At 73.0% G+C, this 22,076-nt stretch carries 20 protein-coding genes; 12 read left to right on the top strand and 8 right to left on the bottom strand.

Annotated features, from left to right (window positions below; all coding sequences use genetic code 11):
- Positions 1-47 precede the first annotated feature (47 nt).
- The 6 genes from AC6JBM_RS41385 (at position 48) to groL (ending at position 7,833) form a co-directional block, all read left to right on the top strand.
- Complete coding sequence (locus AC6JBM_RS41385; RefSeq protein ID WP_497979234.1) at positions 48-1,163, top strand: glycosyltransferase; 1,116 nt, start codon at positions 48-50, stop codon at positions 1,161-1,163.
- On the top strand, positions 1,160-2,413 hold the full coding sequence (locus AC6JBM_RS41380; protein WP_497979233.1) for a cytochrome P450 family protein: 1,254 nt from the start codon (positions 1,160-1,162) through the stop codon (positions 2,411-2,413). Before AC6JBM_RS41385 ends, AC6JBM_RS41380 begins: the two co-directional genes overlap by 4 nt.
- The gene (locus tag AC6JBM_RS41375) at positions 2,413-3,555 is read left to right on the top strand and encodes a nucleotide disphospho-sugar-binding domain-containing protein (RefSeq protein ID WP_497979232.1); all 1,143 of its coding nucleotides are present in this window, start codon (positions 2,413-2,415) and stop codon (positions 3,553-3,555) included. The genes AC6JBM_RS41380 and AC6JBM_RS41375 overlap by 1 nt, the downstream gene beginning before the upstream one ends.
- Positions 3,552-4,985 carry an NDP-hexose 2,3-dehydratase family protein gene (locus AC6JBM_RS41370; RefSeq protein ID WP_497979231.1) on the top strand — a complete coding sequence of 478 codons (1,434 nt, stop codon included), beginning with the start codon at positions 3,552-3,554 and terminating at the stop codon, positions 4,983-4,985. The genes AC6JBM_RS41375 and AC6JBM_RS41370 overlap by 4 nt, the downstream gene beginning before the upstream one ends.
- Positions 4,982-5,974, top strand: coding sequence for a Gfo/Idh/MocA family protein (locus AC6JBM_RS41365; protein WP_497979230.1), 993 nt, complete (start codon positions 4,982-4,984; stop codon positions 5,972-5,974). Before AC6JBM_RS41370 ends, AC6JBM_RS41365 begins: the two co-directional genes overlap by 4 nt.
- 239 nt (positions 5,975-6,213) lie before the next feature.
- The gene (gene groL / locus AC6JBM_RS41360; protein WP_497979229.1) at positions 6,214-7,833 is read left to right on the top strand and encodes a chaperonin GroEL; all 1,620 of its coding nucleotides are present in this window, start codon (positions 6,214-6,216) and stop codon (positions 7,831-7,833) included.
- Between the two features lie 60 nt (positions 7,834-7,893).
- On the opposite strand, the gene AC6JBM_RS41355 is transcribed toward groL, so the two are convergent.
- Positions 7,894-8,988, bottom strand: coding sequence for a dipeptidase (locus tag AC6JBM_RS41355; RefSeq protein ID WP_497979228.1), 1,095 nt, complete (start codon positions 8,986-8,988; stop codon positions 7,894-7,896).
- Positions 8,989-9,080: 92 nt separating this feature from the next.
- Here AC6JBM_RS41355 and AC6JBM_RS41350 point away from each other — a divergent pair, with 92 nt between their 5' ends.
- The gene (locus AC6JBM_RS41350; protein ID WP_350609912.1) at positions 9,081-9,320 is read left to right on the top strand and encodes a hypothetical protein; all 240 of its coding nucleotides are present in this window, start codon (positions 9,081-9,083) and stop codon (positions 9,318-9,320) included.
- Positions 9,321-9,418: 98 nt separating this feature from the next.
- Here the strand turns inward: AC6JBM_RS41350 and AC6JBM_RS41345 are convergent, their stop codons facing one another.
- Both AC6JBM_RS41345 and AC6JBM_RS41340 read right to left on the bottom strand, forming a co-directional pair.
- On the bottom strand, positions 9,419-10,339 hold the full coding sequence (locus tag AC6JBM_RS41345; RefSeq protein WP_497979227.1) for a GNAT family N-acetyltransferase: 921 nt from the start codon (positions 10,337-10,339) through the stop codon (positions 9,419-9,421).
- A 1,275-nt stretch (positions 10,340-11,614) separates the two neighbouring features.
- Positions 11,615-13,918 (bottom strand): S8 family serine peptidase, encoded by a 2,304-nt coding sequence (locus tag AC6JBM_RS41340; protein ID WP_497979226.1) that lies wholly within the window; start codon positions 13,916-13,918, stop codon positions 11,615-11,617.
- Positions 13,919-13,980: 62 nt separating this feature from the next.
- Between AC6JBM_RS41340 and AC6JBM_RS41335 the strand changes: the two genes are divergently transcribed.
- Positions 13,981-15,549, top strand: a complete 1,569-nt coding sequence (locus AC6JBM_RS41335) for a phytoene desaturase family protein (RefSeq protein ID WP_497979225.1) — start codon at positions 13,981-13,983, stop codon at positions 15,547-15,549.
- On the opposite strand, the gene AC6JBM_RS41330 is transcribed toward AC6JBM_RS41335, so the two are convergent.
- A complete protein-coding gene (locus tag AC6JBM_RS41330) occupies positions 15,550-15,990 on the bottom strand; it encodes an SRPBCC family protein (RefSeq protein WP_497979224.1) in 441 nt (146 codons plus the stop codon). It abuts the gene before it with no gap.
- A 68-nt stretch (positions 15,991-16,058) separates the two neighbouring features.
- Between AC6JBM_RS41330 and AC6JBM_RS41325 the strand changes: the two genes are divergently transcribed.
- Positions 16,059-17,906, top strand: coding sequence for a glycerol-3-phosphate dehydrogenase/oxidase (locus AC6JBM_RS41325; protein WP_497979223.1), 1,848 nt, complete (start codon positions 16,059-16,061; stop codon positions 17,904-17,906).
- On the opposite strand, the gene AC6JBM_RS41320 is transcribed toward AC6JBM_RS41325, so the two are convergent.
- The 3 genes from AC6JBM_RS41320 to AC6JBM_RS41310 all read right to left on the bottom strand — a co-directional run bounded on the left by AC6JBM_RS41320 (position 17,903) and on the right by AC6JBM_RS41310 (position 20,424).
- Positions 17,903-18,442 (bottom strand): hypothetical protein, encoded by a 540-nt coding sequence (locus tag AC6JBM_RS41320; protein WP_497979222.1) that lies wholly within the window; start codon positions 18,440-18,442, stop codon positions 17,903-17,905. The genes AC6JBM_RS41325 and AC6JBM_RS41320 overlap by 4 nt on opposite strands.
- Before the next feature lie 112 nt (positions 18,443-18,554).
- Positions 18,555-18,944 (bottom strand): hypothetical protein, encoded by a 390-nt coding sequence (locus AC6JBM_RS41315; RefSeq protein WP_497979221.1) that lies wholly within the window; start codon positions 18,942-18,944, stop codon positions 18,555-18,557.
- Positions 18,945-19,032: 88 nt separating this feature from the next.
- Positions 19,033-20,424 (bottom strand): FAD-binding oxidoreductase, encoded by a 1,392-nt coding sequence (locus tag AC6JBM_RS41310; RefSeq protein WP_497979220.1) that lies wholly within the window; start codon positions 20,422-20,424, stop codon positions 19,033-19,035.
- A gap of 19 nt (positions 20,425-20,443) precedes the next feature.
- On the opposite strand from AC6JBM_RS41310, the gene AC6JBM_RS41305 reads away from it, so the two are divergent.
- The 3 genes from AC6JBM_RS41305 to bfr are packed head-to-tail and all read left to right on the top strand — an operon-like array spanning position 20,444 to position 21,492.
- Entirely contained in the window at positions 20,444-20,755 is a 312-nt protein-coding gene (locus AC6JBM_RS41305; protein WP_497979219.1) for a DUF4031 domain-containing protein, read from the top strand.
- Between the two features lie 41 nt (positions 20,756-20,796).
- Entirely contained in the window at positions 20,797-20,982 is a 186-nt protein-coding gene (locus AC6JBM_RS41300) for a (2Fe-2S)-binding protein (protein WP_433082704.1), read from the top strand.
- A gap of 30 nt (positions 20,983-21,012) precedes the next feature.
- On the top strand, positions 21,013-21,492 hold the full coding sequence (gene bfr / locus AC6JBM_RS41295; protein WP_350627165.1) for a bacterioferritin: 480 nt from the start codon (positions 21,013-21,015) through the stop codon (positions 21,490-21,492).
- On the opposite strand, the gene AC6JBM_RS41290 is transcribed toward bfr, so the two are convergent.
- Positions 21,470-22,075 carry an HD domain-containing protein gene (locus AC6JBM_RS41290; RefSeq protein WP_497979218.1) on the bottom strand — a complete coding sequence of 202 codons (606 nt, stop codon included), beginning with the start codon at positions 22,073-22,075 and terminating at the stop codon, positions 21,470-21,472. The genes bfr and AC6JBM_RS41290 overlap by 23 nt on opposite strands.
- Position 22,076 lies beyond the last annotated feature (1 nt).

The following is a 22,076-nucleotide window of genomic DNA, read 5'->3' as shown; positions in this document are numbered from 1 at the left end:
GGTCACGTCCCCGCGGCCGCGGGCCCCCGTCGTCTGGAGTTTCCCGCATGCGCGTCCTCGTGACCACGTGTCCGGCGCACGGACACTTCCTGCCCCTCGTATCCCTGTGCTGGTCGCTGCGCGCGGCCGGCCACGACGTGCTCGTCGCCACGCCCGAGCCCTTCGTCGCCTACGCCGCCACCGCCGGACTGCCGGTCGTGGCCGCGACCGACCCCTTCGACCCGCGCGCCGTGATGCGCCCGGAACCGTCGGCCGACCGGCGGGAGCTGCTGACCGGCACCGGCCGTGGCTTCGGCCGGCTCGCCGCGCGGACCGTCGACGGACTCGCCGGCCTGGTCGAGTCCTGGCGTCCTGGCCTGGTGCTGACCGAGCCGACCGAGTTCGCGGGGCCGATCGCCGCCGCCGCGCTCGGGGTGCCGTTCGCGATCCAGACGTACGGCATCGCCAGCCGCCGCGAGCTGCACGACGCCGCGCACGACGAACTGGCGCCGGTCTACGCCCGCTTCGGCCTGCCCGGCCGCCCCCGCGAGGCGCTCCGCCTCGACGTCTGCCCCGCGGAGCTCCAGCTGCCGCGGCAGCCTGCGAGCCGCCGGATGCGCTACGTGCCGTACAACGGCGCTGCCGAGGCTCCGGGGGACCTCGGGGACCCGGGGCGCCCGCTCGCCGTGGTGACCGCGGGATCGTTCCTCGGCCGCGCGCCCGCCGTGCAGGCGCTGCTGCTCGGCATCGTCGAGCGCCTCGGCACCCTCGGCCTCGCGGTCGCCCTCGCCGTCGACCCGGCCGTGCGCGACCAGCTGGGCCCGCTGCCGGCGCACGTCGTCGCGGCCGGCTGGCTCTCGCTCGACCAGGTGCTGCCCCGGGCCGCCGTCGCGATCCACCACGGCGGCGCCGGCACCACCATGACGTGCGTCGCCCACGGGGTCCCGCAGATCGCGATGCCGTTCGTGAACGACAACTTCGACCACGGCGAGCGGGTCGCCGAGGCCGGCGCGGGCCGCTGCGTGCCCGGTGCCGAGGCCGACCCGGCGCTCGTCGCGGCCGCGGTGGAGGAGCTGCTCGGCGACCCCACGGTGGCGTCGGCCACGGGCCGCCTGGCGGCCGACAACGCCGCCGCCCCGCCGCCGCCCGCCCTGGTGCCGCTGCTCGCGGAGGTGGCGTCGTGACGGTCGAGGTGCTCCCGGACCCGTTCGCGGCCGTCCACGACGCCGACCCGTACGCGTTCCTGGCCGGGCTGCGCGAGGCCGGCCCCGTGCACCGCGCCCGCACCGGCGACGGGCAGTGGGTGTGGCTCGTGACCCGCTACGCCGAGGCGCGCGCCCTGCTCACCGACCCGCGGATGAGCCGCGACCCGCGCAACGCCCGCGCCGACTGGCTGGCCGCCAACCGGGCCAACCCGACGGCCGACCCGAGCGTCATGGCGCCGCACGTGGGCATCACCGACGGCGCCGACCACGCGCGGCTGCGCCGGCTCGTCTCCGGCGTCTTCGCGGCCGGGCCGGTCCGGCGCCTGCGGGCCCAGGTCGACCGGCTCGCCCACGACCTCGTCGACGGGCTCGCCGGGCGGGACGCGGCAGACCTCGTGACGGCGTTCGCCGAGCCGCTGCCGGCGATGGTGATCTGCGAGCTGCTCGGCGTGCCCGAGGCGGACCGGGACCGGTTCCGCGGCTGGATCCGCGCGATCGTGGCCGACGACGCCGAGGCCGGGCCCGAGGAGTCGGCGCGGCGGCGCAAGGCGGCGGTGCGGGGCCTGTTCGACTACCTCGACGAGCTGATCGCCGCGGCCCGCCGCGCGCCGGGGGAGGGGCTCGTGTCGACCCTCGCCGCCGCGGCGGCCGACGGCGACCGGCTCACCGGGCCCGAGCTGCGCTCGACGCTGTTCGTGCTGCTCATCGGCGGCTACGAGACCACCCTCGGGTTCCTCGCCACGAGCGTGCTGCACCTGCTGGCCGACCCCGGCCGGTGGCGGGCCCTGCACGCCGAGCCCGGGCGCTGCGCGGACGCGGTCGAGGAGCTGCTGCGCTACGACGGGTCGGTCAAGACGTCGTTCTGGATGTTCCCGACCGAGCCCGTCCACCTCGGCGGGGCCGAGCTGCGGCCCGGCGACCCGGTCATGGTGTCCTTCGCCGCCGCCAACCGCGACCCGGCGGCCAACGCCGAGCCCGACCGGCTGCTGCTGGGCCGCGCGGAGCCCCGGCATCTCGCCTTCGGGCACGGGCCGCACTACTGCCTGGGTGCCCCGCTGGCCCGGGTCGAGGCGAGCGCCGGCCTGGCCGCGCTGGCCGCCCGGTGCCCGGAGCTGACCCTGGCCGTACCGCCGCGGGAAGTCGGCTGGCAGCACAGCCCGATCGTGCGGTCCCCGCTGGCGCTGCCCGTGCACCCCGGGCGCGTCCTCGGCCGGACGGAGACCCGCTGATGCGCCTGCTCTTCACCAGCTGGGCGTGGCCGTCCCACCTGCACCCGATGATCCCGCTCGCCTGGGCCGCTCGCCTGGCCGGCCACGACGTCCTCGTCGCCGGCCAGCCCGCGATCGTGCCCGAGATCTGCGCGGCCGGGCTGCCGGCCGCGCGCATCGGCGCCGACGTGGACCTCGCGGCCCTCATCCCGAACATGCCCGCCGCGCCCTCCCGCGCCCGCGCGGCCGATCGCCCGGTCGGGCACCCGCTGTCGATCTTCACCGCGATGGCCGGGGCGATGCTGCCCGGCCTGACCGAGCTCGTCGAGCGGTGGCGGCCGGACGTCATCGTGCACGAGCCGACGACGTACGCGGCCCCGATCGTGGCCGCCCGGGCCGGCCTCCCGCACGTGCGCCACCTGTGGGGCGTCGACTTCCCGCAGACGCTGCGCCGGTGGGAGGTCGAGGCCCTCGCCCCGCTCGCCGAGCGCGCCGGGGTCGCGGTGCCGGACCCGCGCGGGGCGTTCACCATCGACCCCTGCCCGCCCGGCCTGCAGCTCGAGCCCGACGGGCCCCGGCAGGCGGTGCGGCACGTGCCGTACAACCGCGACGCCATCTGGCCCGGACCACTTCCGCGGAACTCGGGCCGGCCGCGGGTCTGCGTGACCTGGGGCTCGGTCCTGGGCCGCTACGGCGGCGGCGGGAGCGACGCCGCCCGGGTGGTGGCCGCCGTGGCCAAGCTCGGCGTCGACGTGGTCGTCACCGTGGCCGCGCGCGACCGGGCCGGCTTCGGGGCGGTGCCGGACAACGTCGTGCTGCTCGAGCACGCCCCGCTCGCCCAGCTGCTGCCCGGCTGCGCGGCGATCGTCTCGCCGGGCGGCGGCGGCACCTTCATGACCGCGGTGGTGCAGGGCGTGCCGCAGGTGGTCTGCCCGGGCGTACCCGACCAGAAGCTCAACGCCGCCCAGCTCGCGAAGGCCGGCGCGGCGATCGACCTCGGCTCGCCCGACCCCGACGACTCGCTCATCCGCGACGCCGTCGAGCGGCTGTTGGAGGAGCCCTCGTTCGCGTCCCGCGCCGGTGTTCTGCGCGCCGAGGCCGAGGCGGCTCCCAGTCCTACCGAAGTCCTGAGTCACCTCTCACGGATCGGAGACCAAGCATGAACACGGCAACCGGCGTGCGGGACCTGCGGGTGTCCCTCGCCGAGCGGATCGCCCGCTCGGCGATGGCCCTGGACAGCCCCGTCACCCCCAACGACGAGTTCCACGACTGGTGGGCCGGCCGCGCGGCCGCGCTGCGCCAGCAGGTGACCCGCATCCCCTTCGCCGAGCTGGGGCAGTGGTCCTTCGACCCGGCGACGGGCAACCTCGGGCACGCCAGCGGCCGGTACTTCCTCATCGAGGGCCTGCACGTGCGCAGCGACTACGGCCCGGTGCCGCAGTGGAGCCAGCCGATCATCCACCAGCCCGAGATCGGCATCCTCGGCATCCTCGTGCGCGAGTTCGACGGGGTGCTGCACTGCCTGATGCAGGCCAAGACCGAGCCGGGCAACTGTAACGACCTGCAGCTCTCGCCCACTGTCCAGGCCACCCGCAGCAACTACACCCAGGTGCACGGCGGCCGGGCGGTGCCCTACCTGCGGCACTTCCGCGAGGCGCGGCCGGAGCAGATCATCGCCGACGTGCTGCAGTCCGAGCAGGGCTCCTGGTTCTTCCGCAAGCGCAACCGCAACATGATCGTCGAGATCGACGAGGACGTGCCGGTCGGCGAGGACTTCCGCTGGGTGACCATCGGTCAGCTGCACCGGCTGCTCAACGTGGACAACCTGGTGAACATGGACTCCCGCACGGTGCTGTCCTGCCTGCCGTTCTCCGGCCCCGGCCTCGGCGGCGCGTTCTCGCACGCCGACGACGACTGGGCGGTGGCCACCGTGCGCTCGCTGACCGGGGAGCGGGCCCAGCACACCACCGGCGAGATCATGAGCTGGATCACCGACTGCCAGAGCCGGCACGAGGTCGTCACCCGGCTGGTCCCGCTCAACCAGGTCGAGCGCTGGCACCGGGAGGACGACGCGATCTCGCACGAGGAGGGGCGGTACTTCAGCGTCATCGCGGTCGACGTCGAGGCCCGCGGCCGCGAGATCGCCGCGTGGCGCCAGCCGCTGCTGGAGCCGCACGGGCTCGGCCTGGCCGCGTTCCTGGCCCGGCGCATCGACGACGTGCTCCACGTGCTGGTCAACGCCCGGGTCGAGCCCGGCTACCTGGACGTGGTCGAGCTCGCCCCGACGGTGCAGTGCACCCCGGACAGCTACCGGCACCGGCCCGCGCATGAGCGCCCGGCCCACCTCGACACGGTGCTCAACGCGCCGCGGGAGAGCATCCGGTACGACACCGTGCTGTCGGAGGAGGGCGGCCGCTTCTACCGCGCGGAGAGCCGCTACGTCGTGGTCGAGCCCGCCGACGACGTCGAGATCGAGGAGACGCCTGACCACCGCTGGATGACCCTGGACCAGCTCGCCGACCTGCTGCGGCACAGCCACTACGTCAACGTGCAGGCCCGCACGCTCGTGACCGGTCTGCGGGGGGCCTGGTGAGCGCCCCGCTGCGGGTCGGCGTGCTGGGCTGCGGCGGCATCGCCAAGCGCAAGGCGCTGCCGGCCCTGGTCGCGTGCCCGGGCACCGTCGTGGCGGCGGTCGCCAGCCGGGACAAGGACAAGGCGGCCCGGTACGCCGCCGAGTTCGGCGGCGAGCCGGTCGGCTACGAGGAGCTGCTCGCCCACCCCGGCGTCGACGCCGTGTACCTCGCGGTGCCGACCGGCCTGCACCACGAGTGGACGCGGGCCGCGCTCGAGGCCGGCAAGCACGTGCTCGCCGAGAAGCCGCTGACCACCTCGGCCGCGGACACCCGCGAGCTGGTGGAGCTGGCCGCGGCGCGCGGGCTGGTGCTGCGGGAGAACTTCGTCTTCCCGCACCACGCCCAGCACCGGGCGGTCCGGGAGCTGCTGGCCGCCGGGCGGATCGGCGAGCCGCGCTCGTTCGACGCCGTGTTCTGCATCCCGCCGCTGCCCTCGACCGACGTCCGGTACTCCCCGCAGCTCGGCGGCGGGGCGCTGCTCGACCTCGGGGTGTACCCGATCCGGGCCGCCCAGGACCTCTTCGGCGAGCTGGAGCTCGTCGGCGCCTGCCTGCGCGAGGACCCGGGCACGGGGGTCGACGTGGGCGGCAGCGCGCTGCTGGTCTCGGCCGGCGGGGTGATGGTCGGGGTCCGGTTCGGGCTGGAGCACGCGTACGGGTCGTGGTACACGGCCTGGGGCTCCACCGGCCGGCTCCTGCTCGACCGGGCGTTCACCGCCCCGGCCGGCCTCGAGCCAGTGGTGCGTATCACGGACGCCCAGGGCGAGCACGAGGAGCGGCTGCCCGCCGACGACCAGTTCCGGCGCGCGTTCGAGGCCTTCGCGGCGCAGGTGCGCGAGGGCCGCCACGAGCCGGATCCGGCCACGCTGCGCACCGCGGAACTGGTCGATGAGGTGCGGCTCAGCGCCCGCCGGGCCTCCTCCGCCGGTTCACCTGGCGGGCTTGCCTGATTGCTTGCACTCGACGGGCCAGAGTGCTAAACAAGGACTTGGCACTCCCAACCGGTGAGTGCCAAGGTCGGGACGGTGCAGTCCTCTGGTGGGCAACCACCTGAGGCTGGTCGTCGCGGGCTCATCCGGCCCGACCGCCGGGGATCCCGCCTGGGTCCTCGAAGGTGCGAAAGCAGGCGGTGAGCCGCCGGCCCCACGGGGTCGTGGCGAATCGTGAGTGTCCAGGAGGACAACGCCGAATGGCCAAGATTATCGCGTTCGACGAAGAGGCGCGCCGCGGTCTCGAGCGGGGCATGAACCAGCTCGCCGACGCCGTCAAGGTGACCCTCGGCCCTAAGGGCCGCAACGTCGTGCTCGAGAAGAAGTGGGGCGCCCCCACCATCACCAACGATGGTGTGAGCATCGCCAAGGAGATCGAGCTCGAGGACCCGTACGAGAAGATCGGCGCTGAGCTGGTCAAGGAGGTCGCGAAGAAGACCGACGACGTCGCCGGTGACGGCACGACGACGGCCACCGTGCTCGCGCAGGCGCTGGTCCGCGAGGGCCTGCGCAACGTCGCGGCCGGCGCGAACCCGATGGCCCTCAAGCGCGGCATCGAGGCGGCTGTCGCCTCCGTCGCCGACGAGCTGGCCAACCTCGCCAAGGACGTGGAGACCAAGGAGCAGATCGCCTCCACCGCCTCCATCTCCGCCGGTGACAGCACCGTCGGCGAGATCATCGCCGAGGCGATGGACAAGGTCGGCAAGGAAGGCGTCATCACCGTCGAGGAGAGCAACACCTTCGGCCTCGAGCTCGAGCTCACCGAGGGCATGCGCTTCGACAAGGGCTACATCTCGCCCTACTTCGCGACCGACAGCGACCGGATGGAGGCCGTCCTCGACGACCCCTACATCCTGATCGTCGAGTCGAAGATCTCCGCCGTGAAGGACCTCCTCCCGGTGCTGGAGAAGGTCATGCAGGCGGGCAAGCCGCTCGCGATCATCGCCGAGGACGTCGAGGCCGAGGCCCTGGCGACCCTCGTCGTGAACAAGATCCGCGGCACGTTCAAGTCGGTCGCCGTCAAGGCTCCCGGCTTCGGTGACCGCCGCAAGGCGATGCTCGCCGACATCGGCATCCTCACCGGTGGCCAGGTCATCAGCGAGACCCTCGGCCTCAAGATCGAGAACGCCGACCTGGGTCTGCTCGGCCGCGCCCGCAAGGTCGTGGTGAGCCGGGACGAGACCACCATCGTCGACGGTGCCGGTGACGCCGAGGCGATCAACGGCCGGGTCGCCGAGATCCGCGCCGAGATCGAGAAGAGCGACTCGGACTACGACCGCGAGAAGCTGCAGGAGCGCCTGGCCAAGCTGGCCGGCGGCGTTGCGGTCATCAAGGTCGGCGCGGCCACCGAGGTCGAGCTCAAGGAGCGCAAGCACCGCATCGAGGACGCCGTGCGCAACGCGAAGGCGGCCGTCGAGGAGGGCATCGTGCCCGGCGGTGGCGTGGCCCTCGTGCAGGCCGGCAAGACCGCGTTCGACAAGCTGGACCTCGTCGGCGACGAGGCCACCGGCGCGAACATCGTCAAGGTCGCGCTCGACGCCCCGCTGCGTCAGATCGCGGTGAACGCGGGCCTCGAGGGCGGCGTCGTCGTCGAGCGCGTGCGCAACCTGGAGGCCGGCCACGGTCTCAACGCCGCCAGCGGCGAGTACGTCAACCTGCTCGCCGAGGGCATCATCGACCCGGCCAAGGTGACGCGCTCCGCGCTGCAGAACGCCGCCTCCATCGCGGCGCTGTTCCTCACCACGGAGGCCGTGGTGGCGGACAAGCCGGAGAAGGAGAAGGCGCCGGCCGCGCCCGGCGGCGGCGACATGGACTTCTGAGTCCACCAGCTCCAACAACGCGGGCCGGCTCCCCTTGGGGGCCGGCCCGCTTTGCTGTCCTCAGCCGCAGGTGGCCTTGAAGACTCGCATGGTGTTGTCCCAGGCCAGCTTCCGCAGGTCCGGTTCCGACCAGCCGCGCTCGGACAGCTCGGCCAGCAGGGCCGGATACGCCGACACGTCCGGCAGGCCCTCGGGCACGATCTCGGTGCCGTCGAAGTCGCCGCCCAGGCCGACCGCGTCCACGCCCGCCACGGCGCGCACGTGTTCGATGTGGTCGGCCACGTCCCGCACCGTCGTGGGCGGGCTCGGGTTGGCGGTTATCCAGGCCTGGCGCTCGCGCAGGAACTCCGGCGAGTCCCACGGTGCGGCGATGGCGTCCTCCACCCGCGCCAGCTCCTCGCCCCACTCGCGGCAGGCGTTGGTCAGGAAGAACGGCACGAACGTCACCATCACCACGCCGCCGGAGTCCCGCACGCGCAGGAGCACGTCGTCGGGGACGTTGCGGCGGTGGTCGCACAGCGCCCGGGCCGAGGAGTGCGAGAAGAAGGCCGGGTGCGCCGAGGTGTCCAGGGCCGCGTGCATGGTCTGGTCGGACACGTGCGACAGGTCGCAGAGCATCCCCAGGCGGTTCAGCTCGCGCACGACCTCGCGGCCGAACGTCGACAGGCCGTTGGACGCGGGCGTGTCCGTCGCGCTGTCGGCCCAGTCGGTGTTGCGGGAGTGCGTCAGCGTGAGGTACCGAATCCCGAGCTTGTGCAATGAGCGCAGGACCACCAGGGAGTTGTCGAGGCAGTGGCCGCCCTCGGCGCCCAGCAGGCACGCTATGCGGCCGCTGGAGCGGGCCCGCTCGACCTCGTAGGCGTTCGTGGCCAGCGCGAGGGCCGAGGGGTAGCGCTCGACCAGGCTCCGGACCAGTTCGACCTGCTCGACGACCTGGACGGCGGCCTGGGGCTCGGGGCGGTCGTTCGGCACGTACACGCTCCAGAACTGCGCACCCACGCCGCCGCGGCGCAGGCGGGGCAGATCGGTGTGCAGGCCGGTGCTCGAGAGGTCGGTGCTCAGATCCACGTCGGCCCCACGCACCCGCAGGCGCCACGGCAGATCGTTGTGCCCGTCCATCACCAGCAAGCCGTCCAGCACCACTGAGCCGTTCATAGCCCGACCTTAGGTCCCGGATATGCGCGTTTTGCCGTCAACATGCGAACGGTCCTCATATGGTGAGGTCGGGCCGACATGAGGGGGGGATCATGGGCAAGTCCAAGAAGAACAGCAGCAGCTTCGACTCCGGCCAGAGCATCGAGCGCGGCATGCACCGCAGCGAAGACGATCTCGGCTACCTGGACCAGGACCTCACCGACGACATGACGATCACGCCCGACTCGATCATGACGGGCGAGTCCACCAACGCGAACACGGCGACGATGCGCGCGCGCACCAAGACGCAGTCCTCGCTGCAGAAGAAGCGCGGCAACCAGCCGGACATGTAGACGACGTCGGCGCCCGTGGCATGACGGGGGATCACGGGCACCGGCGGCACGTGTGTGGGGTAGGACCGTGGCGAACCCACGGCCTGCCCTACATGCGTTTACAGCTCCTTTGTGTAGATCCAGAACACGCGCTCCACCCTGGCGCCAACGGCCTTGGAGTAGAACCCGATCGGCCCCGCCCAGCCGATCTGCGCCGACCGCAGACCCAGCGAATACTGGTCGACGAGGCAGCGACGCAGCAGGACTCGTCCCACGCCGAGCCCCTCCGCGGCCGGAGCGGTGCCCATGGGGCCGAACCAGCTCGGGCGATTGGCGCCGTACGCCGCGAAGCCCAGGATCTCGCCGTCGCGCACGGCCACGTAACAGCCGGCGCCGTCGCGGCCCAGCGACTCCTCGACCTCCCACGCCCAGCCGTTGCCCCAGATCGAGCGTACCCACGAGGCCGTGTCGGGTCCGGCCGGCAGGACCTTGACGCCCTGCCCGTCGAGCCGCGCTTCGTCGACCCGCGCTTCTTCCGCCCGCTTTTCGTCCTGCCGCGACTCGCCCATCCCCGACTCGTTTGCCGGGGCCAGCCGGGTGAGATCCGCGGTCATGTTCCAGGCGGTGTCGGTCACCTCGTACCCGGCGCGCCGCGCCAGACACACCGCCGGCGTGTACCGCACGTCGACGCCCGGCCACGCATAGCACGGCGGGTTGCCGCCGAGCCGCACTCGCGTAGCGCCCAGGTCCGCGAGGCGCTCCTCGGCGGCCCGCAGCAGCGCCGCCCCGACGCCACGACGGCGAGCCTCCGGCAGCACGGCGAGGAGCTCGACGTGCCCGAGCCGCGGGTCGGCATCGCTGATGGACGCGAACGCGACGGCGGTACCGTCCGAAGCCCCCACCCGCACCCCCACCCGCCCGCTCGGCGGCGCCGCGAGCCGGGCCGCGAGCACATCGGCCTCGGCGGCGTCCTCCGGTAGGTCGAGCGCCCGGGCGAGCAGCGCCCCGGCCCCGGCAAACCCGTCGAGATCCACGATCATTTGGTAAACATACCTAACTGTTTGCGGCCGCGTCCGCCCACGTCACACGGATGTGAGCAAAACGCAAACCACGGATCTCCTCGCTCCGGAATCCGACAAAAACAGAAAAAGCCAAATATCGCACTACAGGCCATAAATCCGATATTTCACGGCGCGAACCGCTCGACTTTTTGCGCCAAGAACCGACGGCCCTGAGCGGTCGGGCGTGGCCAACGGCGCGCGGGGGGCAACGACCACCCACGGACGCTCCAAACACACGGCAGAAGCGAAATGCCCGACTTATCGCGCCGACAAAACCGGCAGCACCGGTCAGGCTGGACCGCCGCCACCGCCACCGCCACCACCCACCGCCACCGCCGCCCGCCCCCGCCGCTTACCGCCCCCGCCGCCGCGCGGCGTGGCGCGGTGCCGTGAATGCCGCCAGAAGCCCCGTGCGGGCCAGCGCGGGCCCGCCCGAGCGGCGCGAATGCCGCGAATGCCGCGAATGCCGCAGAAGTCTCGTGCGGGCCAGTGTGGGCTCGAGCACCGCGGATCGGGGCTTCGGGCGGCATTCGATGTCCGCCCGCGTGCGGGGCGGCGAGCGGAGCCGGGCCGTCGCCGTCCGACATCAACACCACGTCGGCGAGGACGACGTCGAGTGTCGGAGGCTTCCTCTCCGTTGCGAGTCGCGGCGCCGACCAGTGCGGGCCGAGCGGCGGATGAGGCGCGCCACCAGTGTCACGGCCGCCCCAGCCAGGGCGGCCGTGACAAAGGCCGGTTGCAGCGGCCTCGTCGGCGCGACGGTGAGTGGCCGACCGCGGTCACCTTGCCGCGCCGCCGGCCAGCTCGGCCAGCAGCGGAGGCTGGTCCTGCGGCGGAGGCTGGTCCGGCGGCGGAGGCCAGCAGCGGAGGTCGGTCCGGCGGCGAGGCCGGCCCCGCAACTGCTGGGCCGCTCCGAGCGCATCGGCGCCCCGACCACGCCTGTCTTCGTGGGCGCCGGCGGCGCCTCGGCCAACCCCGACTTCGTCCGGGTGTGGCGGATGGTGTGCCGCGCTGCGGCTGGGCGGATGCGCCGCCCCGAAGTCACGCGCGGCAAGGCTCGGAGGAAGTTCCTGATTCACGAAAGAGGTAAGGGGTGGGCGAGGGGGTTCACGTGGCTCCAGGGTGCCCCGTTCCGACTTGCTAAAAGCACCATACAGGATTGACAAAAACTGATTGGCTTGATCGATACTCTGCGTAGTCGTGCGAGCTGGGCGGTGGGTTTCTGAGGGGCTGGGCGGGCAGGGTTTGAGGGAGTCAGGGGGTTTTGAGTGCGACCGCGGCCTGGACGGCTGCGTAAGCGTCGATCAGGCCGGCGCCGACGGTGTTCGACAGGGCGCCGCACGCGGTGCCCGACGGCGTCGCCGGGCGGGTCGTTGTGCGGAGGATGTCGCGCGTCCTGGCGATGTTGCCGATCAGCGACGGGTTGGCCGACCACATCAGCGCGACCACGCCCGCCACGTGCGGCGTGGCCATCGATGTGCCGCTCAGCACGTCGTAGCCGCCGCCCGGCAGGGCCGACAGGATGTCCACGCCGGGGGCCATCAGGTCCGGCTTCGACAGGCCGTCGGCCGTCGGGCCGCGGCTGGAGAAGTCGGCCACGCGCGTGGCGCGGTCCACGGCGCCGACCGTCAGGGTCGCGGCGTAGTTCGCCGGTGGGTCGGTGACGGACTCGCAGCGCGGGCCGGTGTTGCCCGCCGCCGCGACGAAGAAGATGCCCGCGGCCGTGAAGGCGTCGATCGCGGGGCGCATCGAGAACTCGTCGCAGCCCTCGACCGCCGGGCAGCCCCATGAGTTCGTCAGCACCTGCGGGGCGCGCTCCGGGTGGCCCGCGTGCCAAGGGTCGGCGCCCGGCGCGTAGGGGGCGAGCATGAACTGCAGGCACGTCACGTAGTTGGCCATGCTGCCCAGGTTGCGGGGCAGGTTCTCGCACGCGGTCCACTCGGCGCCGGGCGCGACGCCGACGCCCTTGCCGACCGCGGTGGCCATCGTGTGCGTGCCGTGGCCGTTGTGGTCCGTGGGCGTGCGCGCGCCGTCGTAGGGGTCGAGCCACGAGTCGTCGCCGCCGCGGAAGTTGCCGCGCAGGGCCGGGTGGGTGCCGTCGACGCCCGAGTCCGAGCTGCCCACGACGATGCCCTTGCCGGTGGAATACCGCTCCCAGACCCGATCCGCCCCGATCAGCGTCAGGTTCCAGGGCGTCGACGCCGGGGCGGGCCGCGACCCGTGCATCGGCTCGGCGACGGCCGGCAGCGGGCGCAGCTGCGGGTTGAGCAGCACGTGGGCGACGTCGGAGCGGCCCGCGAGCCATTGCCGGGCGACCGGGCCGGCGTCCACCTCGACGCCGTTGACCAGGTAGAACGGGGTGAACGCGACGTGCTTGGAGCGCAGGTCGGCCCGCAGCGCGGCCTGGGTGCGCTCGGCCGTCGAGACCAGCCGCTCGTAGGTCGCCCGCGCCCGCGCGCCGCGATCGGGCATCGAGGCGAGCCCGCTCAGGTCGGCCTGCTCGCGCATGACCACGAAGAGCCGCTCGCCGTAGAGCCCGGGCCGCCCGAGCCCGACATACACCGTCGCGCCCGCCGCGGCCACCACGAGCGCGAGCGCCCCGGCGAGCCAGGCGTGCCAGCGCCACCGCCGGAACGCGATCAGCAGCACGATCGCGGTGAGCACGGCCAGCACGCCCGCCACGGCGGCGCCGACGGCACCCCAGAAGAGCCCGTCGCGCAGGCCCAGGATGAGCGAGGTCTCGTCGGGGTCGACGAGCGCGAGCGGGCCGAACAGCACCGGCGTGAGCAGCGCGACGACCGAGGGCATCCCGGCCCGGCGCAGCGCGGCCAGGGCGAACCCGGCCGGGGGCACGCACAGCAGGGCGAGGAGCTGCACCGCCGGCTCGCCGACCCCGGCCGCGAGCGGCACCAGCGCCACTCCCGCGAGCAGGCCGCCCACCGCCGCCCGGCCCCAGGCGTTGCCGCCCGTCGGCGTGCGGATGGTGAGCGTGAGCAGCGGGCGGGTCGCGAGCCAGGCGATCGCGAGCGCCGCCACCAGGGCGAGCACGGTCTCGGCCGCCCCGCCGAGCGCACCCACCCACAGCCACGGCAGCAGGAGCAGCAGCCCGGCGGCGAGCGACAGCCAGGGCATCCAGCGGTCCGGCTCGATGCGCGGCTGCAGCGGCCCGGTGACGAGCCGGTGGACCAGGGCCGCCGCGGCGGCGAGCGCGGCCAGGACGGCGAGATACACCTCGTGATAGGTCGGCGGCACCAGCCGCGCGACGCCCAGCAGCGCCCCGAAACCGGCGGCGAGGGCCCACTGCCGTCCCGCCAGCCGCGCGAACCACACCGGTGACAGCAGGCCGAGCAGCAGCGCCGGCACCCCGGCCAGCACCAGGCTGGTCACCGCGACCGCGAGCCACAGCGCGCGCGGCGCCGACTCGCCCTCGATGGTGAGCGCGTCGGCGACGAGCCAGAGGCCCGCATTCGGCACCACGACGACGAACGGCACCCAGAGGCCGAGCACGATGGTGAGGGCGAGCGACCAACCCCAGCTTCGTCTCGACGGCGCTGTCATGGTCCGGATGCTACGGGTCGGGTATGACAAAACGTGAGGACGCAAGAGGGAGACTCAGGGGCATGACCGAAACCGTCGACGCTGTCGTCATCGGCGCCGGGCACAACGGCCTGGTCGCCGCGAACATGCTCGCCGACGCGGGCTGGGACGTGGTCGTGCTCGAGGCGACCGAGCACGCCGGCGGGGCGGTCCGCTCGGCCGAGATCACCGCGCCCGGGTTCCTCAGCGACCTGTGCAGCGCGTTCTACCCGCTGTCGGCCGCCTCGCCGCCGCTGCTCGCGCTCGGCCTGGAGTCGCACGGCCTGCGCTGGACGCACGCGCCCGAGGTGGTGGCGCACCAGTTCCCCGACGGCCGCGCCGCCGTGATCAGTCGCGAGCTCGACCTCACGGCCGAGTCGCTCGAACGGTTCGCGCCGGGCGACGGCAAGGCGTGGCGGCAGTGGTACTCCGAATGGCGCAACCTCGCCCCCGATCTCGTCCCCGCCCTGCTCACCCCGTTCCCACCGATCCGCGCCGGTGCCCGCCTCGCGCGGACCGCGGGCGTCGGCGGCGCGCTGCGGCTCGGGCGGCGCTTCCTGGTGCCCGCGCGCGTGCTCGGCGAGGAGCTGTTCGCGGGAGAGGGGGCCCGGATGCTGCTCACCGGCCTGGCCCTGCACACCGATCTGGCCCCCGACGACGCGGCCGGCGGCGGCTTCGGCTGGCTGCTGGCGATGCTGGCGCAGCAGCACGGTTTCCCGGTCCCCGAGGGCGGCGCGCAGCAGATCACCGAGGCCCTGCTGCGCCGCTTCCCCGGCGTCGTGCACCGCCGCGCGGCGGTCGAGGAGGTGATCGTGGGCGGCGGCCGGGCGCTCGGCGTGCGCTGCGCGGACGGGCGGCTCTTCCGGGCCCGCCGGGCGGTCGTCGCGGACGTGCCCGCGCTCCCGCTGTACCAATCGATGATCAAGCCGGAGCATCTGCCCGGGCGGCTGCTGGCGGATCTGGCCGGCTTCCGCTGGGACAACGCCACGCTGAAGATCGACTGGGCGCTCTCCGGGCCGGTGCCGTGGATCTCGCCGGACGTCGCCGGGGCCGGCACGGTGCACGTGGGCGCGGACCCCGTGCGATACGCGGCGGACCTGTCGACGGGCCGCCCGCCCGAGGACCCCTTCCTGCTCGTGGGCCAGATGACGACGGCCGACCCGAGCCGTTCGCCGCTCGGGACCGAGTCGCTGTGGGCGTACACCCATCTCCCGCGCGGCATCACCGCGGAGCAGGTGTCCGCCCACGTGGAGCGCGTCACCGACGTGCTGCGGCGCCACGCGCCGGGCTTCGACGACCTGGTGCTCGCCCGCTCCGTGTCCGGCCCCGCGCAGTTGCAGGCCAAGAACCCCTCGCTGGTCGACGGGGCGATCAACGGCGGGACGGCCGGGGCCTACCAGCAGGTCGTCTGGCGGCCGACGGCCGGGCTCGGGCGGGCGGACACGCCGATCGACCGGTTGTACCTCGCCAGCTCGAGCGCCCACCCGGGCGGCGGTGTGCACGGCGCGCCGGGTGCGAACGCGGCGCGCGCGGCGCTGGCCCGCAACCGAATCCTGCTCGGCGACGCGTACCAGGCCGCGATCCACGCGGCCCTGCGCCGCATCTACCCCTGACTACCCCTGGCGGCGCTCGGCGAGGTCGGCCAGGCGCTGGAGGGCCTCATTGTTGCGGAAGTGCAGGAAGACGTCGCCGACCTTGTTGCGCACGCCCAGCATCGGGCCCTCGGTGAAGTGCTCCTGCATCGTGATCCGGGTCGCCTGCTCGTCGAGCGGGTCGAGGGTGAACCGGACGTGGCCCGCGCCGAGCGGCCAGACGTGGACCTTCAGCAGCAGCATCCGCCCCGGGTCCCAGTCCAGGGACTCGCTGCGGTCCTTGATCGACACCGGCCAGGGGCCGGCCTTGTGGTGCAGCCGCGACCCGGGCGCCGGCCAGGCCTCGTCGACTTCCCGGACGTGTGCGGTGCCGACCACCCAGTCGGAGTACGACCAGCCGTCGGCGAGCACGGAGTACACGGTCTCGGCGGGTGCGCGCACGATGCGCTCGGTGATGGACACGTCACGTCTCATTCCCCCGCCCGGGCATCTCACACCAGCGGCGTGACGGGCGCGGCTACCGTGTAGTAGTGCGCCGTGAACCCTCCACGTCCCGCTTCGAGGCTTCCCGCCTGTCGCCCGCGCGCCGCGCCGGCGATGTGGCCCGCCTGCGCCGGGAGCGTTTCGACGTCCTGATCATCGGTGGTGGCGTGACGGGCGCCGGGGCCGCGCTCGACGCCGCCTCCCGCGGCCTGTCGGTCGCGCTGATCGAGGCCCGCGACCTGGCCGCCGGCACGTCGAGCCGCTCGTCGAAGCTCATCCACGGCGGCCTGCGCTATCTCGAGCAGCTCGAGTTCGGCCTGGTCGCCGAGGCCCTCCAGGAGCGCGGCCTGCTCGCGTCCCGGCTCGCACCGCACCTCGTGCGTCCGGTGCCGATCCTGGTGCCGCTGCCGTCCCACCGCGGCTTCGCCGGGCTGGGGCAGCGGGTCTGGCAGCGCGCCTACTACGGTGCCGGCGTCGGGCTCTACGACGCCTTCGCCGCGACCGCGCGCCTGCGCCGCTCGTCGCCGCGCGGGATGCCCCTGCACCGGCACCTGTCGCGGGCGGAGACGCACCGCCGCTTCCCGTCGCTGCGCGAGGACGCGATCAGCGGCGCGATCCAGTACTACGACGGCCAGGTCGACGACGCCCGGCTGGTCGCGACGCTCGCCCGCACCGCGGCCGGCCTCGGCGCCGCGATCGTGCCCAGCGCCCGGGCGGTCGGCCTGCTGCGCGACGCCCGCGAGGTCACCGGCGTGCGCGTGCGGGACCTGGAGTCGCGCGAGGAGTTCGAGGTGCGGGCGCGCACGGTCGTCGCCGCGACCGGCGTGTGGATGGACGACATCGCCGGCATGCTCTCCGGTCAGGGCCCGCGCGAGTCCGCCGGCCTGCAGGTGCGGGCCAGCAAGGGGGTGCATCTGGTCGTACCGCGCTCGGCCATCACGGGAGAAGCCGGACTCATCCTGCGTACGCCCACGTCGGTCCTCTTCGTCATCCCGTGGGGCGGGCACTGGATCATCGGGACCACGGACACGGACTGGACCCTGGACCGGGGCCACCCCGCGGCGTCGGCGACGGACATCGCATACCTGCTGGGCCAGGTCAACGCCGTGCTGGACCGCCCCCTGGGCACGGAGGACATCGAGGGCGTCTACGCGGGCCTGCGCCCCCTGCTCTCCCGGGAGGCGCGGCACCGCCAGCCCCACAGCCGCGACGAGCAGACGTCGGCGCTCTCCCGCACCCACGCCGTGGTCGAGCCCATGCTGGGCCTGATGCTCATCGCCGGCGGCAAGTACACGACGTATCGCGTGATGGCGGCGGACGTCATCGACCGGGTGGCCCATCGCCTGGGCGGCCTGCGCCGGCACGGCGGCCTGGTGCCGGAGTCGCGGACGGCGGACCTGCCTCTGCTCGGCGCGGACGGGTACCATCCATTGTGGACGAACCGGGCGGATCTGGCCCGCCGTCACGGCCTGCCCGTGGGCGTGCTCGAGCACCTGCTCGAGCGCTACGGTTCGCTGGCCTTCGAGGTCCTCGCGCTCGACCCGCAGCTGCGCCGCCCGGTCGCGGGCGCGCCGGAGTACCTGGCGGCGGAGGTGGCGTACGCGGCCCTGGCCGAGGGCGCCCTGCACCTGGAGGACGTGCTGACCCGGCGCACGCGCATCTCGTTCGAGACGGAGCACCGCGGGACGGCCACGGCCCAGGACGCGGCCCGCGTGATGGGCGACGTGCTGGGCTGGGACGCCGCGACGCGCTCGCGCGAGGTGGACCACTACCTGGCGCGGGTGGCGGCCGAGCAGGAGTCCCAGCGCATGCCGGACGACCTGACCGCGGACGCGGCCCGCCTGGGCGCCCCGGACGTCCGAGGCTTCCAGGCGGACCGCGCGTCCGTGCTCTAGCCGGCGGCTTCGAGCTCGGCGGCCTCCGAAGGCTTCGTGCGCGGCGTCTTGCGCCAGGCCCGCGGAAGCGTGAGGGCCCGCTTGGACTCGTTCATGAAGTCCTGGCGGAGCGTCCACAGCCTGCTGCGCTGGCCGGCGTCCTGTTCGACGGCGACCGCGTGGTCGGCGTCGAGCAGCTTCACGTACTCCGCGCTCGCCGCCCTGAGGACCTGAGCGGCATCGACCACCTCGGGCGTCGCCAGCAGGCGCAGGCGTGACTGCATCACCCCCATCTGCTGCTTCGCGGCCAGGGCATCGGTGCGGCACTGGGCATCCGGGGCGGGCGGCCAGGCATCGGGCTTGCCGTCGCGGATGCCGTGCTTCACCGCGTCCTTGCCCTCGAAGCTGGCGTCCACGAAGGCGACCATGACCTCGACCAGCGCTTCGCGCGCCCACTTGGTGTGATCACGACGCCCCGTGATGTACAGGTTCACGGCGGTCAGCACCGCGGCGATCGAGGCGGCGACGGCGGAGATGACGGCGGCTCCAGTACCCATGGTCAGCAGTGTGCGGCCGCCGCGCCACCTCGTGTCCGCCCGCGCAAAGCCAGATGCGGCCCGCCGGTTGGCGGGCCGCATCTCGGGTGTCGGTGCATGAGGTGTCAGTGGGTCAGTTGGCGGCTTCGAGCTCGGTGTTGGTGCCGCTGAACATGGTGCCGCTTTCGAAGCCGGAGGCGAAGCGCTCCTTGAGCATGTCGAGCTCGGAGAACTGGGCCTGGTGCGAGGACTCGGAGCCCTCGGCGGCGAAGACGTGGTCGTCGACGGAGGCGTCGTGGGAGTAGTTGGTGTAGTCGTCCGACTCGTAGTGCACGGCGCCGGGGGCGTCGTACTCGACGTGGTGGCCCTGCGAGAAGTCGGTGGACTCGGCGGCGGAGTGGTCCTGCTCGTACACGCCGAACTGGCTGTTGTAGTCGGCCTCGGAACCCTCGGCCTGGTGCAGCTGGTCCAGCTCGGCGCTCTCCTGGCCGGCCTCGTACTGCCCGTAGTCGACGTCGCTCATGTCGCTATCTCCCTGTCATCAAAGGCAACTCGGTGATGACAAGAACGGTAGGGAATCCGGGGCCGGGCTGAATCCCGGAAACGTGCCGTCAGAAGATCTTGCCGGGGTTGAGGATGTTGTCGGGGTCCAGGGCGGCCTTGATCGAGCGGTGGGCCTTGAGGCCCGTCGGGCCGATCTCGCGCGCCAGCCAGTCGCGCTTGAGCAGGCCCACGCCGTGCTCGCCGGTCGACGTCCCGCCGAGGGACAGGCCCAGCGACATGATGGCGTCGAAGACCTTCTGGCCCTGCGCCAGGCTCACCGGGTCCGAGCGGTCGATCACCAGGACCGGGTGCAGGTTGCCGTCCCCGGCGTGGCCGACCGTCGCGACCACCACGCCGTGCTCCTGGGAGATGCGCTCGATGCCCTCGATCAGCTCGACCAGGCGGGTTCGCGGTACCGCCACGTCGTCCACCATGATCCCCCCGCCCAGCGGGAACAGGTGCGCCGCGAAATGCTCCAGGGCCGGGTGGGCCAGGCGGCGGGCGGCGAGCAACGCGTCGGCCTCGGCGGCGTCCGCGGCCACGAAGACGTCCGCGGCCTGGGCCGTGTGGCACATGGCCGAGATCGCCGCCAGGTCGTCGGGCGCGCGCGGGCCCGAGTCGACCGAGGCGATCAGCAGCGCGGCGGCGCTCGTGGGGAGGTCCATCGGGCGGTACGCCTCGATCGCCCCCATCGCCACCCGGTCGATGACCTCGAGCATGCTCGGCTGGAGCCCGGAGCCGACGATGGCCGAGACCGCGGCCCCGGCCGCCGGGAACGTGTCGAAGACGGCGACCAGGGTCAGCGAGGGCTCCGGGGCCGGGCGGAGCCGGACGGTGACCTCGGTGATCACCCCCAGGGTGCCCTCGGAGCCGACGAAGAGGCTGGTCAGGTCGTAGCCGGCGACCCCCTTGGCGGTGCGCCGGCCGCACGTGAGCACCTCGCCGCTGGCGAGCACGACCTCGAGGCCGAGCACGTGGTCGCTGGTGACCCCGTACTTCACGCAGCACATGCCCCCGGCGTCGGTCGAGACGTTGCCGCCGATGGTCGACTGCTCCCAGGAGCCGGGGTCGGGCGGGTAGTACAGGCCCCGCTCGGCCACCGCGCGGCGCAGCTGGGCGTTGACCACGCCCGGCTGGACGACGGCGATGCGGTTCTCGGTGTCGATGTCGATGATCTCGTTCATCAGCACCAGGGACAGCACGATCGCGCCGTCGATCGCGTTGGCGCCCCCGGCCAGGCCCGAGCGGGCACCCTGCGGGATGACCGGCACCCTGTGCCGGCTCGCGGCGCGCAGGACGGCGCAGACCTGGCCCGTGGTGCGCGGGCGCACGACGACCGCCGGGGTGCCGAAGGGCACCAGGTCCGCCTCGTCGTGCTCATAGGAGTGCAGCAGGTCCGGATCGGTCAGGACACCGCCCTCGTGGGGCAGGGCCGCACGCAACTCCTCGACGAGGCTCATACCTGGCACGCTAGTGCGTGTGCTCTACATCGACACGCCAAGGTGGCCCGCGCACGGGCGCCTGTTCGCCCATCTCATCAGCGACGTGTCGGCGGCCGAGCTGCATGCGTTCGCCGAGCTGATCGGGGTGCCGCCGCGGGCGTTCGAGCGCGACCACTACGACGTGACGGCCGAGCGCGCGCAGGTCGCCGTCTGGCTGGGGGCCAGGCCGGTTCCCTCGCGGGTGATCGTCGAGCGCCTGGTTGTGTCCGGGCTGCGTCGGCCGCGGCATTTGTCCGATTCAAGGGGCAAGAAAAAGCCTGGTCAGCCCTTGTTTCCGCGAATCGATTAGGTAACCCTTGCTTAGGTAAGGCTAAGCGAGGAGTACGGGCCGTGTATGTCTGCATCTGCCACCGCGTGCGGGAGTGCGAGATCCGCCGGGTCATCCAGTCCGGCGCACATACCGAGGATGCCGTCGGTGACGAGTGCGGTGCCGGCACGGGTTGCGGCACGTGTCTCGACCGCATCGCCGACCTGATCGACGCCGAAAGCCCGGCCCCGGTGCCCGTTTTCCACTAGAAACGGGCATAAGAGGCGTAACCTGCCAGCATGCAAGGGGACGCACGAGTCATCGAGTTTCTGAACGAGCAGCTCACTGCCGAGCTGACGGCGATCAACCAGTACTTCCTGCACGCCAAGATGCAGGAGAACTGGGGATACACGATTCTGGCCAAGCACACCAAACACGAGTCGATCGACGAGATGAAGCACGCCGAGGTGCTCACCGATCGCATCCTGTTCCTGGAAGGCCTGCCCAACTACCAGCGCCTGTTCCCGCTGCGCATCGGCGAGTCGGTGCCGGAGCAGTTCAAGTGCGACATGCAGATCGAGCTGGAGGCGGTCGACCGGCTGCGTCGCGGCATCGAGTACATGCGCTCCATCGGCGACGTGACCTCGGCGAACATCTTCGAGGAGATCCTCGCCGACGAGGAGCACCACGTCGACTATCTCGAGACGCAGCTCGCGCTCATCGAGAAGTTCGGCGAGGCGCTGTATCTGCAGAACGTCACCGAGCACCCAGAAGCGTAGCGATCTCGGCCTCCAGGTTCACCCGTGCACGGGCGGTCCACTCCGCCCGTGCCGGTACAATTCTGAAGATCTCCGGCAAATCCGCCAAATTGCGCAGAATGGCCGCGCGCCCCGGCCGGAAGACGTCATCCGGCACCGCCGCGTATTCCGCGCGCACGGCCTCGGCATAACGGTCGTAGTCCGGCTGCTCCGACGCCAGGATGGCCAGGTCCGCGTCGGCCAGCAGCGCGCCGTTGCGATCGCCCGGCTCGACCGCGTGGCCGGCCGTCAGGCGCACCAGCCGCGCGACCTCCGACGCCCGCCGCTCGGGGAAGCCGAGCGCGGCCAGGGTCGTCTCGGCCAGTTCCGCGCTGCGCTCCTCGTTGTCCGCCGCGAACACCTCGTAGACCGCGTCGTGGAACCACGCCGCCAGGCGCACCGCGTCCGGGTCGTCGGCGAGCCGCGCGTGCTCGTCGATCACGCGCAGCATGAGCGCCAGATGCTCGGGCGTGTGGTAGCGCCGATGCGGCTGCGACCAGCGCGCCAGCAGGTCGCGTCCGACCGTCTCCTCGCCCGGGAAGATCCGCTGCCAAGCCTCGATCACG

The sequence above is a fragment of the Dactylosporangium thailandense genome, from assembly GCF_059739745.1.
The sequence above is the reverse complement of the archived record's forward strand: the minus strand, read 5'-3'. Positions and strand labels throughout refer to the sequence as shown.